We start from the raw sequence: 14,257 nt of genomic DNA, 5'->3' as shown, positions 1-14,257 counted from the left end.
GCGGCGCCGGAGTCTTCGTGCGCTGGGGTTTTACTTCAGCGCGGCAAGTGCTGCGTCGTAGTTCGGTTCGTTCTTGATTTCTCCGACCAGTTCCGCATGAACGACCTTGTCGTTCTCGTCGATCACGACAACGGCGCGCGCCGTCAGACCCGTCAGCGGGCCGCTCGTCACGTCGACGCCGTACGCTTGCGCGAACTCATGGCCGCGGAAGGTGGAGGCCGTCACGACATTCTCGATGCCTTCCGTCGTGCAAAAGCGCGAGGCGGCGAACGGCAGGTCGCCCGACACGACGATGACAGCCGTGTTGGTCAGCTTCGCCGCGGCTTCGTTGAACTTGCGGGTGGAGGTCGCGCAGGTCGGCGTGTCGAGGCTCGGGACGATGTTCAGCACCTTGCGCTTGCCGGCGAAATCGGCGAGCGACAGCGGCTTGAGATCCTTGCCGACCAGCGAGAAAGCGGGAGCCGCCTGGCCCACCGACGGGAACGTGCCGGCTACTTCGATCGGGTTACCACCCAGCGTGACTTGACTCATGTTGTTGTGCTCCGAAAGTTCGTCTGTGATGACGGTGAACGCGCCCGCTTCACGCGAGGCGCGCAGGGATGCGTTACGGATAAAAAATCTGTACGCGGAAATTGGAGGCGACGGCGTTGCCCGTATCGAGGTGCACGATCATGGTCTGCGTCATGTGCGGCGGCAGACCCGCCGCGATCGGCGTGCCGGGCGCGACGTAGTCTTGCGGAAACAGCACGCGGCGCAACGCCACGTTGTTCTGATCGTCGAGCAGCGTGAGTTCGATTGCCGGGTAGGCGAGCGCGACGTTGAAGCGGTTACGCAGCGGCATCCGCAATTCGAGCTTGTGCGGTCCGTCGATTTGCCGCAGATCGGACGGCTCGACCTGCAAGCCGTCGATATCGTGCGGCGCCGTGAGGTGGCAACCAAGTTGCGCGCACGCCTTCGTGTACAGCATCTGGGTGCCAGGCAGATAGACGAGTATGGTTTCGCGCTGCCACCACGCGAGTTGCGCGAGCAATGCGATGACGAGCAGCACCGCCGCCACCGATCCGCCGACGATCCATGCGAGGCGGCGCGGTTCGGCGGCACGCGTTTCCCGCACCACGGGAAATGGATCGATGTCGTCGTTGACCGGCTGCACCGAGAACGGCTCACCGCTCGGCGTGGCAGCCGCACGAGTCGGGCCGCGCAGATCGGGATCGGCGGGATCGGCGGAATAGGGATGTGGGTGTGTGGCGCCCAGGCCAGCCGCGCCTACGCCGGTCGTCCCGAAGTGCGGTTCGTTATCGGGAAATCCGTGGAAGGACGCGGACTCTTTGAGCACCGGTTCGTCCTCGGAAAAATCGGACGGGCGCTCGGTCTTGTGCCAGACGCGTGGCGCTTCTTCAGCGGGCGGCTCGGCTTCGTAGGCGAAGGGTTCGAGTGGCGCGTCGGCGAGGACGGGTTCGTGATCGACTGGAGCAGCAGTGGCGGACGTGCCGGTGGGCAACGTGGGCTCCATCGCGGCCCGGCCGGGTGCGTGAGGAGTGCGTGCACCGGCATGGCGCGGCGGAGGCGCTACGCTCTCTGTATTGTGACCGAAGCGCTCCTCGAAGAGCGGCGTGGGCCGGGGAGCCCACGGATCCCACGCGGCGGGGCTGAAGTCCTCGCCGCTCGGCCGGACGCCCGAGAGTGCCTCGATTGCCGCCGCTGCGGAGACCTGTCTGGCGGTGGAGAAGTCGCCGCCTTCGCTAATGTCGAAGAGGCTGCTGGATGCGTCGAATACTTCTTGGCATTGCCCGCAACGCACGAGGCCGCGGCGCAGCGCCAACTGCGCCGGTTGCAGGCGGAATACGGTTTCGCAGAAGGGACAGCGCGTCGCCAGAAGCATATTGAGCCGGTTAGCCGAGGGGCCGTTGGTTGGACAATACGCCTTATTCTAATGGCTTTCGCGGCGCGTTCCCGTTAAGCATACCCAGCCTTCGTGTTCGCGCCACACGCCTATGTCGATCCATCGCGCGTACACCTGCGCGACTTCGTCAGCCTGGCGCGCGAGAATGCCCGAGAGCGCGATGCGGCCACCCGGCTTGACCTTCGACGAAAGCATGGAGGCCATCAGTTTGAGCGGATTGGACAGGATATTGGCGACCACGATCTCGAATTCGCCGGCCGGACATTCGTCGGGCAAACCGTAGGTGACTTCGGCGCGGTTGCGCTCGCTGTTGTGACGCGCCGACTCGACCGCTTGCGGGTCAATGTCGATGCCGTACACCGGATCGGCGCCGCACTTCCTGGCGAGAATCGCGAGGATGCCGGAGCCGCAACCGTAATCGAGCACGGATTGCCCAGGCTGCACCGATTGCTCGAGCCATTCCATGCACAAACGCGTGGTCGGATGGCTGCCCGTGCCGAACGCGAGGCCCGGATCGAGTTCCAGTACCAGTGCATCCGGGTCCGGCGCGTCGTGCCACGACGGCACGACCCAGATGCGCTCGCCGATGGGAATCGGATCGAATTGCGATTGCGTGAGCCGCACCCAATCCTGTTCCTCGACTTCACGCACGGTGAACGACGGCGCCGCCGCAAGGCCGACCTCGTTCGCTGCGGCCGCGAGCAGCACCGCCGGTTCATGTTCGGCAGCGAGCAGCGCGATCACGCGCGAGCGCTGCCAGGCCGTACGATCGGGGGTGAGACCGGGCTCGCCGAAAAGCGGCTGCTCGTCGGGCGTATCGGCGTCCGCATCTTCGACCGATACGGACAGCGCGCCCAACTCGAGCAACGCGTCGGACAATTCCTCCGCGTGCTCGCGCGCCAATTCGGCGACCAGTTCCCGGTAACTCATGACTTACGCTTCTTCCGGCGCGGCCTGCAGCTTCGCGGCCAACCGGTTTTCGAGGTAGTGAATGCTCGTGCCGCCTTCGACAAACTTTGCGTCCAGCATCAGTTCGCGATGCAGCGGGATGTTCGTCTGAATGCCTTCCACGACCATTTCCGACAGCGCGATGCGCATCCGCTTGATTGCCTGCTCGCGCGTCGCGCCGTAAGCGATCAGCTTGCCGATCATCGAATCATAGTGCGGTGGCACGAAATAGCCATTGTAGGCATGCGAATCGACGCGGATGCCGGGACCGCCCGGCATGTGCCACGACGTCAGGCGCCCCGGCGACGGAATGAACTTGAACGGATCTTCAGCGTTGATCCGGCATTCGATCGCATGACCCTTGAACACGATGTCGCGCTGACGGAAGGCGAGTTTTTCGCCGGCCGCAATGCGGATCTGTTCCTGCACGATGTCGACGCCTGTGATCAGTTCGGTCACAGGGTGCTCGACCTGCACGCGCGTGTTCATTTCGATGAAGTAGAACTCGCCGTTTTCGTACAGGAACTCGAACGTACCGGCGCCAAGATAGCCCATCTTCTTGCACGCATCCGCGCAACGATCGCCGATGCGATCGATCAGACGGCGCGCAATGCCCGGCGCCGGTGCTTCCTCGATCACTTTCTGGTGACGGCGCTGCATCGAGCAATCGCGCTCGCCGAGCCAGACGGCGTTCTTGAACGAATCCGACAACACCTGAATTTCGATGTGCCGCGGGTTTTCCAGGAATTTCTCCATGTAGACCTGCGGATTGCCGAATGCACGGCCCGCTTCTTCGCGCGTCATGTTGACGGCGTTGACGAGCGCGGCTTCCGTGTGAACCACGCGCATGCCGCGGCCACCGCCGCCGCCGGCAGCCTTGATGATGACCGGATAGCCGACTTGCCGCGCAATTTTCACGATCTCTTTCGGATCTTCCGGCAATGCGCCTTCGGAACCCGGCACGCACGGCACGCCGGTCTTGATCATGGTTTGCTTGGCGGTCACCTTGTCGCCCATCATCCGGATGGTTTCCGGACGCGGCCCGATGAAGGTGAAGCCGGATTGCTCGACACGCTCGGCGAAGTCGGCGTTTTCCGACAGGAAACCGTAGCCCGGGTGGATCGCTTCGGCGTCTGTGACTTCCGCCGCGCTGATGAGCGCGGGCATGTTCAGGTAGCTGAGGTTGGAAGGCGCCGGGCCGATGCAAACCGCTTCATCGGCGAGCTTGACGTACTTGGCTTCCTTGTCGGCTTCCGAATAGACGACGACCGTCTTGACGCCGAGTTCGCGGCAGGCGCGCTGGATGCGAAGCGCGATCTCGCCACGATTGGCAATGAGAATTTTTTCAAACATAGCGGGTTTTCGACTCATCAATGGGCGCCGGGTTGCTGACAACGCGGGCTGCCTCAGAGGATCGGGCGCGCGCCGTGTACGACGGGCGCGCAAGGCGGCATGCGCCAATAAGGCGCAGTGCGCGCCGCGTTAGCCGACCACGAACAGCGGTTGGCCGTATTCGACCGCCTGGCCGTTTTCGACGAGGATTTCCTTCACGACGCCGGACTTGTCCGACTCGATTTCGTTGAGCAGCTTCATCGCTTCGATGATGCAGATGGTCTGGCCTTCCTTGACCGTGTCGCCCACCTGGACGAACGGATCGGCGCCCGGCGACGGCGCGCGGTAGAACGTGCCCACCATCGGCGAGGTCACGACATGACCTTGCGGAGCGGCGGCGGCCGGCGTGGCCGGAGCGGCTGCTGCCGCGGCGGTCGCCTCGCCGGCGGCCGGGGCCGGCTGCGAATACTGCGGCGCATACGAAGCGGACGGTTGCACGTAAACCGGCGGCGCATTCTTGACGATGCGAACCTTGCCCTCGCCTTCGGTCACTTCGAGTTCCGAGATGCCGGACTCCGACACGAGGTCGATCAGAGTTTTCAGTTTACGTAGATCCATCAGGAAGCCCCTTTCAATGCGTGGAAGTGCCGGCGTGCGTGCGGCCGGCGCAAATTAGACGTGTTTGGAGTTCAGCTGCGCGACGAACCGGCAGCCAGCCGGTCGAGCGCAAATTCGAGTGCGTACAGATAACCCTTCCAGCCGAGGCCGCAGATCACGCCCTCAGCCTGGTCGGAGAAATACGAGTGATGCCGGAACGGTTCGCGGCGATGCACGTTCGACAGATGAATCTCGACGAACGGGATACCGACGCCTGCGAGTGCGTCGCGGATAGCGACGCTCGTATGCGTATACGCGGCGGGATTAATCAGGATGAAATCGGTTTTTTCTGTGCGCGCGGATTGAATGCGATCCACCAGAGCGCCCTCATGATTGCTCTGGAACGACGCGAGTTCGACCCCGGCGTCCGCCGCGCGGTCGGCCAACGCCTGATCGATCTGTGGCAGCGTCACGCGGCCATAAACCTCGGGTTCTCGGGTGCCGAGAAGGTTGAGGTTGGGGCCGTGCAGTACCAGCAGTCGCGTCATGGTCGCTTCTTTTTCCGTGGAATTGGGCGCACTTTAGCGCTGATTAGAGAAACTTGTCTAGTTTCCTGCGCGGAGGCGGCGTTCGGGACACGTTTTTGGGATGGTCGCGGAGGCTCAATTCCTCGCAATTCCGCCCGAATTTCGCGCAATTGCGCGCCTTTGGTCGGAAAATCATTGCCAAAAGATTGAGTGATTTAGAGCGCGTCGAGCGTGTGTTTCAGCGCTGTGGGATCGATCTGCCCCAATTTTGTCGAGCGGATGTTGCCCTTTGCGTCGATCACGACGGTGAACGGTAAGCCGCCCGCCGTATTCCCGAACGCTCGCGCGAGATCTGCGCCACCGAAGCCCGTAACGTAGACCGGGTAGGCTACTTTCACTTTTTGCAAGAACGCTTGGACATTTTTCTCGGAATCTACGCCAAGTCCTACGAACTGGATGCCTTTTTTCACGTAGTCGCGCTGAAGCTGCGACAGCGCCGGCATTTCCTCGACGCACGGCCCGCACCACGACGCCCAGAAATTGACGACGACGGGGCGTCCTTTGAGCACAGATAGCGATCCGGGCTTGCCGTCGGCAGTAGTAACAGGCGCGGCCCACAGTTGAGCGACGGCGCCCTCCTTCGACGCAGAACCGGCGGCATGAGCGGTGGACGTCAGACCGTCTTCGCCGTTCAGCCAGTGGTTGGCAAGCACGCCGCTTCCGGCTGCGACGCCGGCGACGAGCGCGCCAAGCAAAATCCTTCTGATGTTCATCATGCGTGTCTAGTTGGTGGACGGTGCGACGCCGCTTCCGTCAAGCAGCGACTGAACGGTCTGAAGATTCGCGCGCGCGGTGCGGCCACGCGCGTCGGCTCTGACGGCGCCGCGCAGGTCGTCCGCCTCATAAAGCGCGACGTGAATGCCGACCGGGTCCGAGTCGCGCCCTTCGCTCGCGGGACGCCACAAGAAGCTGAGCGTCTCGACGTAACCGCGACCCGCAAAGTGGCGCGTTTCGGAGACGTCGTATTGAATGTTTGCGTTCAGGAAGTAGATGGCGACTTCCTTCGGGTTGTCGCAGAACACCTGGAGATGAATATCGGAATGTTCGCCAGCCGTGCCGCCGAGCACTGCGCCCGTCAAATACGGATTAAAAGGCGCGAGCCGCTCCATCCATTCGACCGCAACGCGACGCAGGCGGCGCAGCAGCACGGGCTGGCTGTCGCCCTGAAAGAGCGATTGATACTCGCGGATTTCTTCTTCGATTTGATCGTTATCAGGCAGCCATTCACCGGCAACACGGCTTTCCCCAACAATTTGCCGGGCTGCTTTACGCTTGGCCGTCGCATAGTCGAGACCGTCTTCGGCGATCAGGCGCGCAGCGGCAATGGCGATTTCCTCGCGCACGCGCTGCGGATCAAAATGTGATTTGCGAACCATCCCTCAATCATACTAGAGATTGATGACAGCCCTTTCCGGGGCTCTGGGCGGCTGCCGGGCGGGCCGGAGGCGGCGAGTGCGCATAGGCGTTCGGGAGGCGTCGGTTACAATAGCGTCCTTTGCGGGCGGCTGTTTGCGCCGCTCGCCGCTCTCTCATCCCTCTCAGGAAAACGCCGGGCCGCCCCACCAGTTTTCTTGCCCCTTCGGGGGCTGTCGCGTAGCGACAGGTAGGGGCCCTTCCAGGAAAACGCCCGCGCGGCACGACAGGCTTATGCACATCCACATCCTCGGTATCTGCGGCACGTTCATGGGTGGTCTCGCGGTCCTCGCGCGCGGCGCGGGCCACACGGTGACAGGCTGCGACGCCGGCGTCTATCCGCCGATGAGCACGCAACTCGAGGCCCAGGGCATTCGTCTGATCGAGGGCTACGACGCGGATCAATTGAATGGTCTGAACGCCGACCTGTTCGTGATCGGCAACGTGGTATCGCGCGGCAATCCGCTGATGGAAGCGATTCTCGACCGTGGTCTGCCGTACGTGTCCGGCCCCCAATGGCTCGGCGAGCACGTGCTGAACGGCAAATGGGTGCTCGCAGTGGCCGGCACCCACGGCAAGACAACCACCAGTTCGATGCTGACATGGCTGCTCGAAGACGCGGGTCTGAATCCCGGCTTTCTGATCGGTGGTGTGCCGCTCAATTTCGGCGTGTCGGCGCGGCTTACCGATTCGAGCTTTTTCGTGATCGAAGCAGACGAGTACGACACGGCCTTTTTCGACAAGCGCTCCAAGTTTGTCCATTACCGGCCCAAGACCGCGGTTCTGAACAATCTGGAATTCGATCACGCCGACATCTTCCCCGATCTCGCGGCGATCGAGACGCAGTTCCATCACCTGATCCGCACGGTGCCGCGCATTGGCCGCGTGGTGACGAACGGTCGCGAGGATGCGCTCGAGCGCGTGCTGACGCGCGGCTGCTGGAGCGAAGTCGAGCGGGTTGGCGTGCAAGGCGGCTGGGAAACCCTGCCTGCGGAAGACGGCGTGCCGGTCGACGAACGGTTCGCCGTGTATCACAACGCCGAGCGTGTCGGCGTAGTGGAGTGGCAGGNGCAGGGTGAGCACAATCGCATGAACGCACTCGCGGCGATTGCCGCTGCGCGCCATGTCGGCGTGCCGCCGGCGCAGGCCGCGAAGTCGCTGGCGAGCTTTCGCAACGTTAAGCGGCGTATGGAAGTGCGCGGCAGCGTCGACGGCGTGACCGTGTACGACGACTTCGCTCATCATCCGACCGCGATCGACACCACGGTGGCTGGCCTGCGGGCGCGCGTCGGCCGCGACAACACACGGATTCTGGCCGTGCTGGAGCCGCGCTCCAACACGATGAAGCTCGGCGTGATGAAGGCGCAACTGCCGGCCAGTCTTGCCGACGCCGATCTGGTGTTCGGCTACGGTGCACCGAACGGGCGCGACGCGCTCGGCTGGAACCTTGGTGAAGCGCTCGCGCTGCTTGGCGCCAAGGCACGAGCCTTCGACAATCTCGACGCGCTAGTCAAAGCCGTAGTGCACGCAGCGCGCCCCGGCGACCAGATTCTCGTGATGAGCAACGGCGGCTTCGGCGGCGTGCATCAGAAGCTGCTCGACGCCCTGTCCGCGCGAGGCGCTTCGTGATCCTGTATCTGCACGGTTTCCGTTCTTCGCCGAATTCGTTCAAGGCGCGCGTGCTGGCGGCGCGGCTCGTGGAACTCGGCCGCAGCGACGAATGGTGCTGCCCGATGCTGCCGGTTTCGCCGTTTGAGACGGTCGCGCTCGCTGAGTCGCTGGTGGCGGCAGCCGGCACGAACCGCGTGACGGTGATCGGCAGTTCGCTCGGCGGCTACTTCGCCACCTATCTGGCGGAAAAGCACGGCTGGCCGGCCGTGTTGCTGAACCCAGCCGTTGTGCCGCAGCGTGACCTGAGCGCGTATCTCGGCGAGCAGCCGTTGTGGCATGGCGGCGGCAGCATCGTCGTCGAACCGCATCATCTTGACGAACTGCGCGCGCTAGGTGTGACGTCGATCACGCGCCCCGAACGTTATTATTTGCTGGCTGCCACCGGCGACGAAGTGCTCGACTATCGCGAAATGCTTGCGCACTATCCCGGCGCGCGCACTACGCTGATCGAAGGAAGCGACCACGCGATCAGCGAGTTCGCCGACTATGTCGACGATGTGCTTGCGTTTTGCGACGCAGAAGACGTCGAGCCGCCGGCGCCGCGCGAGGCTGCTTGACGCGCAGTGGCGGCGTGCGGGACGAGGCTTGAAAGCGAGCCTTGGGAAGCGGACTTTAAGAGGGGCCTTGGAGAGTGGCGTTCGAAAGGGATTTGAGAGCGGGCCTCGGAAATGAGCGTTCGAAGCCCAGTTTGAGCGAGGGCGTTCGGTTCGAAGTGGGCCTTGAAACCGGGCCTTGAAACCGGGCCCCGGAAGTGGCCTTTGAGACCGGGGCTCGAACGTGAGCCTTCGAAGAGAGCTCGACACCGTGCCTTGTAAGTAGGCGTTCGAGGTAGGCTTCGAAGGAGGCTTCGAGAGCGGGCCTTGGAAGTAGGCATTCGGAGCGAGCGTTGAAACCGGCCCTTGGAAGTGGCCTTTGAAACCGGTCCCCTTGAAAGTGAGCCTTCGAAAAGACCTTGCGAGCTTGCCCTGGAAGTGGGCCTTGAAACCGGCCCTTCGAAGTCGCCCGGGAACATAACCCGGAACCGGGCGCCCCGGCAGCAAAGCGCTGCCGGTCATCAGATTCATGCCGCTAGTGCACGCGTTGTGCGCTGCGGATCCATTATCACGAACACGTTGCCGTGCCGCGCACGCGGCGGATGCAAGTCAGACGAGAGTATTGAGTGAACGTTTTCTTTGAGGAATCGGGCAGTTTCAAGGCCGGCAGCGTGCTGGCGCGCCAGGGCGATGCGTTTCAGGTCGAATTGCCGGGCGGACGGCGCGCGAAGGTGCGCGCCAAAGACGTGCTGATCGAATTCGAAAAGCCGGGCGCGGCCGACCTGATGCAGCAGGCCGACGCCGTTGCGCAGGAGATCGACCTGGACTTCCTGTGGGAATGCGCGCCCGACGACGAGTTCCCGTTCGTCACCCTCGGCGCGGAATACTTCGGCGAGCGCTTCGGTCCGGTCGAGCGCGCGGCGCTGGTGTTGCGCATGCACGGCGCGCCGGTGTATTTCCGCCGCAAGGGCCGCGGCATGTATCAGCGTGCGCCGCAGGAGCAACTGAAAATGGCGCTGGCGGGCCTCGAGCGCAAGCGCCAGCAGGCGCTCGTGCAGCAAGGCTACGAGGAAGAACTGAAGGCCGGCCGCTTGCCGGAGGCATTCACGGGCAAGACGGCGCTCGCGCTGCTCACGAAGCCTGACAAGAACACGATCGAGTACAAGGCGCTCGAAGCCGCCGCGGCTGCGCGCGGCATTTCGCAGGCGCGTCTCATGCTCGAATGCGGCGCCATTCCGTCGGCGCGCGCACTGCACGAAGCGAAGTTTCTGTCCGAGTTTTTCCCGCACGGCACCGGCTTTCCGCCGGTCACGCTCGGCAGCTTGCCCGACGATCTGCCCGGAGCCGACGTGCAGGCGTTCTCGATCGACGACATCACGACCACTGAAATCGACGACGCGTTTTCCGTCGAGCATCTCGCCGACGGCCGCGTGCGGATCGGCGTGCACATTGCCGCGCCCGCCCTCGGCATTCAGCGTGGCGACGAAGTCGACGCGATCGCACGCACGCGCTTGTCGACCGTCTACATGCCGGGCGACAAGATCACGATGCTGCCTGATAGCGTCGTCGATGCGTTCACGCTCGCCGAAGGCGGCTTGCGTCCGGCGCTGTCACTGTATGTGATCGTCAATCGCGAGACGCAGGAGATCGTCGCGAGCGAAACGCGCGCCGAGCGCGTGTTCGTGAAGAATAATCTGCGCCACAACACGCTCGACGAACTCGTCACCGAAGAAGCGCTCGCCGCCGGCACGGGCGACTATCCGCACAAGGAAGATATCGCCGTCTTGTGGCCGTTCGCGCAGGCGCTGTTCGAAAAGCGCCAGGCGGCGCGCGCCGGTTACGGGCTGCGCCGCGAAGTGCAGCGCAATACCGACTTCAACTTCTACGTGGACGGCGAGCACATCACGATCACGCCGCGCCGTCGCGGTTCGCCGCTCGACACGATCGTCGCCGAGCTGGCGATTCTGGCGAATTCGTCGTGGGGCGCGTTCCTGCACGACCACGGCGTGCCCGGCATCTATCGCACGCAGCGCGCGTTCGGCGCGCCGACCGGGCCGAAGCGCACGCGCATGCAGACCAACGCCGCGCCGCACGAAGGGCTCGGCGTCACGCAATACGCGTGGAGCACGTCGCCGCTGCGCCGTTACGTCGACCTCGTGAATCAGTGGCAGTTGCTCGCGTGCGTGCAGCACGGCGTGACCGCGAAACTGGCTGCGCCGTTCAAGCCGAAAGACGCCGATCTGTTCGCCGTCGTGCAAGGTTTCGACGACACATATAGCGCGTACGCCGATCATCAGCGTCGCATGGAATATTTCTGGTGTCTGCGCTGGCTGAAGCAGGAAAACCGCAAGCAGGTGGTGGCGTCCGTCGTGAAGGGCGATCTCGTGCGGCTTGAAGAGATTCCGTTGCTGCTGCATGTGCCGGGGCTCGGCGTGCATGCACGCGGCACGCGTCTGCAGATGGAGGTGATGTCCATCGACGAATTGACCGTCGAGGCGTCCGTGCGTCTTCTGCATGTGCTCGACGCGCCGACCGTCACGAGCGGCAATGAAGCTGACGAGGCGGAGGAAGGGGAGGGGGGCGAGGAGGGCGAAGAGGAAATCGTCGAGGCGTCCGATGAAAGCGCCGAAAGCGAAGCAGAGGCGCAAGCGGAAGCCGATGTCGACGGCGCGCCTCGGGGCGAAACCGCGGCGGACGGGGCGGATAACGCCGACAACGACAGTAGCGCAAGTGATGCCGCCACCGAGCGGCACATCGCGGAACCGGGACGATGAACGGGGAAGAAATGAAAGACCGTTATGCGGTGATCGGCAATCCGGTCGGCCATAGCAAATCGCCGTTCATTCACAGCCGCTTTGCCGCGCAGACCGGCGAGGCTGTCGAGTACGGCGCGTTGCTCGCGCCGGTGGACGCTTTCGTGCCGCACGTGCGCGGCTTTATCGAAGCGGGCGGTCGCGGGCTGAACGTGACGGTGCCGTTCAAGCTCGACGCGCACGCTTTCGCCGACAGCCTGTCGCCGCGCGCGGCCGCTGCCGGCGCGGTGAACACCTTGCGCGTCGATACGAGCGGCGTCTATGGCGACAATACGGACGGCTTCGGGCTCGTGCGCGACATCGAGGTGAATCTCGGCGTTCCGCTGAAGGGCGCGCGCGTCCTGTTGCTCGGAGCAGGCGGCGCCGCGCGCGGTGTAGTGCTGCCGATGCTCGAACGCGCGCCGCATACGTTGACCATCGTCAACCGGACGGCGGCCAAGGCCGAGGCGCTGGTCGATCAGTTCGCGCAAGCCGCAGCCGACGCCGCATGCCGTCTGAGCGGCGGCAATGCGAAAGCGATCGAGCGAGGCACATACGACGTGATCGTGAACGCGACGGCGGGCAGTCTCGAGGCATCGTTGCCGGAGTGCGACGAGCGCGCATTCGGCAGCGGTTCGCTCGCCTACGACATGATGTACGGCGCGCACCCGACGGTCTTCATGGAGCATGCACAGAAGCTCGGCGCACGCGGCGCCGATGGCCTCGGCATGCTGGTCGAGCAGGCGGCGGAATCGTTTTACGTCTGGCGGGGCGTGCGGCCCGACGGCGCGCCTGTGCTGGCGGAATTGCGCGCGTTGCTGACGGCGCCGTCGCACGCGTGAAGCCGGCTTTCGTCAGACGGACCACGAATACGAGGACTGACACACGATGACAACGACGCGGCGCACGAGCCGGCCAAGTCCGGCGCGATGGATCGTTTATCTTGTCGCCGTGCTCGTCTTCGCGTGGCTTGTCACGCAGGTGTTTTACTTCGCGCAGATTGCGGTGTGGAACTATGTGAATCCGCGCTCGACGGCTTATATGCGTTCCGACGCGTGGCGCTTGTCGCAGGAGCGGCCGGATCTGTCGATGCAGCACACGTGGGTGCCGTATGACCAGATTTCGCGCAATCTGAAGCGGGCGATCATTGCCTCTGAAGACGCAAACTTCGTCAACAACAACGGCTATGAAACCGACGCGATCCTCCAGGCGTGGGAGCGCAACAAGGCGAAGGGCAGGATCGTTCGAGGCGGCTCGACGATCACGCAGCAACTCGCGCGCAACCTTTTCCTGTCGCGTGAGAAGAGCTATATCCGCAAGGGGCAGGAACTGATCATCACGTGGATGCTGGAGACCTTGATGGACAAGGAGCGCATCTTCGAGATCTATCTGAATTCCGTTGAGTGGGCCAATGGCGTTTATGGCGCCGAGGCTGCGGCGCGTTACTACTATAAGACTTCGGCGACCGGGCTCAGTGCGGCGCAGTCGGCGCGGCTCGCTGTTATGTTGCAGCAGCCTAAGTACTACGATGAACATCGAGGGTCGCGGTATCTGGCGCAGAGGTCGCGGGTTATTGCGCGGAGGATGGGGGCGGCTGAGTTGCCGGACTAGGGTTTTAGCTGCGGTGTGCGGTTTTCGACCCCTTTGGCCTTTCCTTGAATTGGCCGTGGTCTATTGGTGTTGCCTCTGTGCGGGGCGGCACTTACTTTCTTTGCCGCCGCAAAGAAAGATAAGCAAAGAAAGCGGCTTCACACCGCCAGCTCATAGGTGGATCCCCCGGCTTGGAAGGGGCAGTGGTGCATCTGGAATCTGTGTTCCCGCACACTCCGCGTTAGTGACAAAGCAGTCATTCTTCCGGCGTCGCTTTGCGCGCCGCGGCGGTCGTTCTGAAAACCGCGGGTTCTTTGCTGTCGCCGTTCAGCGCTCCTGATTCGCCGTCTGTCTTTTGTACGGAGCTGCTTGCGCTCGGCGAGGGCGCAGCACGTCGCGAATTCGCTCCCCTCCTTTTGCGCGGGTAATCTGCAATTTGGCGCCCCTCCCGGTGGTGCTGACGTGCTTCGTCGGTGTGCGGCGCTATCGACGTATCGTCATTCCCGACCACTTGCCGTCCGGCGCGTGACGCTCATCTCGGGGCGCACTGCGCCCCGAGATGAGCGTGATCACCAAACAAATCCGATCAACGTCGCCGAGGCGAAGCCGACGGCCCGCTGCGCCGACGCAAGCCGCTGGTTGAGAGCAGACCCTTCCGGCGAGCACGCAGTGTGAGGCGGGACGTATGACTGCCTTGTCACTGGCGCCGAATGTGCGGGAGCACGGATTCCAGATGCACCACTGCCCCTCCCGAGCCGGGGGATCCACCTACGAGCTGGCGGTGTGAAGCCGCTTTCTTTGCTTATCTTTCTTTGCGGCGGCAAAGAAAGTAAGTGCCGCCCCGCACAGGGGCAACACTAATAGACCACTGCCAATTCAAGGAAAGGCCAA

At 63.5% G+C, this 14,257-nt stretch carries 13 protein-coding genes; 5 read left to right on the top strand and 8 right to left on the bottom strand.

The window, feature by feature from the left end:
- Positions 1 to 30 precede the first annotated feature (30 nt).
- From tpx to F759_RS0125035, 8 genes are all read right to left on the bottom strand, one after another.
- Positions 31 to 531: a thiol peroxidase gene (gene tpx / locus F759_RS0125070; protein WP_027802286.1), complete on the bottom strand. Its 501-nt coding sequence runs from the start codon at positions 529 to 531 to the stop codon at positions 31 to 33.
- Between the two features lie 73 nt (positions 532 to 604).
- A complete protein-coding gene (locus F759_RS0125065) occupies positions 605 to 1,882 on the bottom strand; it encodes a DUF3426 domain-containing protein (RefSeq protein ID WP_027802285.1) in 1,278 nt (425 codons plus the stop codon).
- A gap of 48 nt (positions 1,883 to 1,930) precedes the next feature.
- The gene (prmA, locus tag F759_RS0125060) at positions 1,931 to 2,833 is read right to left on the bottom strand and encodes a 50S ribosomal protein L11 methyltransferase (RefSeq protein ID WP_027802284.1); all 903 of its coding nucleotides are present in this window, start codon (positions 2,831 to 2,833) and stop codon (positions 1,931 to 1,933) included.
- Between the two features lie 3 nt (positions 2,834 to 2,836).
- Positions 2,837 to 4,204, bottom strand: coding sequence for an acetyl-CoA carboxylase biotin carboxylase subunit (gene accC, locus F759_RS0125055; RefSeq protein WP_027802283.1), 1,368 nt, complete (start codon positions 4,202 to 4,204; stop codon positions 2,837 to 2,839).
- 129 nt (positions 4,205 to 4,333) lie between these two features.
- Entirely contained in the window at positions 4,334 to 4,801 is a 468-nt protein-coding gene (gene accB, locus F759_RS0125050; RefSeq protein WP_027802282.1) for an acetyl-CoA carboxylase biotin carboxyl carrier protein, read from the bottom strand.
- A gap of 71 nt (positions 4,802 to 4,872) precedes the next feature.
- Complete coding sequence (gene aroQ, locus F759_RS0125045) at positions 4,873 to 5,328, bottom strand: type II 3-dehydroquinate dehydratase (RefSeq protein ID WP_027802281.1); 456 nt, start codon at positions 5,326 to 5,328, stop codon at positions 4,873 to 4,875.
- A gap of 194 nt (positions 5,329 to 5,522) precedes the next feature.
- The gene (locus tag F759_RS0125040) at positions 5,523 to 6,080 is read right to left on the bottom strand and encodes a TlpA family protein disulfide reductase (RefSeq protein WP_027802280.1); all 558 of its coding nucleotides are present in this window, start codon (positions 6,078 to 6,080) and stop codon (positions 5,523 to 5,525) included.
- Between the two features lie 9 nt (positions 6,081 to 6,089).
- Positions 6,090 to 6,743, bottom strand: coding sequence for a hypothetical protein (locus F759_RS0125035; protein ID WP_027802279.1), 654 nt, complete (start codon positions 6,741 to 6,743; stop codon positions 6,090 to 6,092).
- A gap of 271 nt (positions 6,744 to 7,014) precedes the next feature.
- Between F759_RS0125035 and mpl the strand changes: the two genes are divergently transcribed.
- The 5 genes from mpl (at position 7,015) to mtgA (ending at position 13,387) form a co-directional block, all read left to right on the top strand.
- A complete protein-coding gene (gene mpl / locus F759_RS0125030; protein ID WP_027802278.1) occupies positions 7,015 to 8,409 on the top strand; it encodes a UDP-N-acetylmuramate:L-alanyl-gamma-D-glutamyl-meso-diaminopimelate ligase in 1,395 nt (464 codons plus the stop codon).
- On the top strand, positions 8,406 to 9,008 hold the full coding sequence (locus tag F759_RS0125025) for a YqiA/YcfP family alpha/beta fold hydrolase (RefSeq protein WP_027802277.1): 603 nt from the start codon (positions 8,406 to 8,408) through the stop codon (positions 9,006 to 9,008). Before mpl ends, F759_RS0125025 begins: the two co-directional genes overlap by 4 nt.
- A 602-nt stretch (positions 9,009 to 9,610) precedes the next feature.
- The gene (locus F759_RS0125020; protein WP_027802276.1) at positions 9,611 to 11,758 is read left to right on the top strand and encodes a ribonuclease catalytic domain-containing protein; all 2,148 of its coding nucleotides are present in this window, start codon (positions 9,611 to 9,613) and stop codon (positions 11,756 to 11,758) included.
- Positions 11,755 to 12,618, top strand: coding sequence for a shikimate dehydrogenase (gene aroE, locus F759_RS0125015; protein ID WP_027802275.1), 864 nt, complete (start codon positions 11,755 to 11,757; stop codon positions 12,616 to 12,618). Before F759_RS0125020 ends, aroE begins: the two co-directional genes overlap by 4 nt.
- Before the next feature lie 46 nt (positions 12,619 to 12,664).
- On the top strand, positions 12,665 to 13,387 hold the full coding sequence (gene mtgA / locus F759_RS0125010) for a monofunctional biosynthetic peptidoglycan transglycosylase (protein ID WP_027802274.1): 723 nt from the start codon (positions 12,665 to 12,667) through the stop codon (positions 13,385 to 13,387).
- Positions 13,388 to 14,257: the final 870 nt, after the last annotated feature.

The sequence above is a fragment of the Paraburkholderia dilworthii genome (genome assembly GCF_000472525.1).
Classification (GTDB): Bacteria; Pseudomonadota; Gammaproteobacteria; order Burkholderiales; family Burkholderiaceae; genus Paraburkholderia; species Paraburkholderia dilworthii.
Note: the sequence above shows the minus strand (reverse complement) of the source record. Positions and strands in the feature narration are given on the sequence as shown.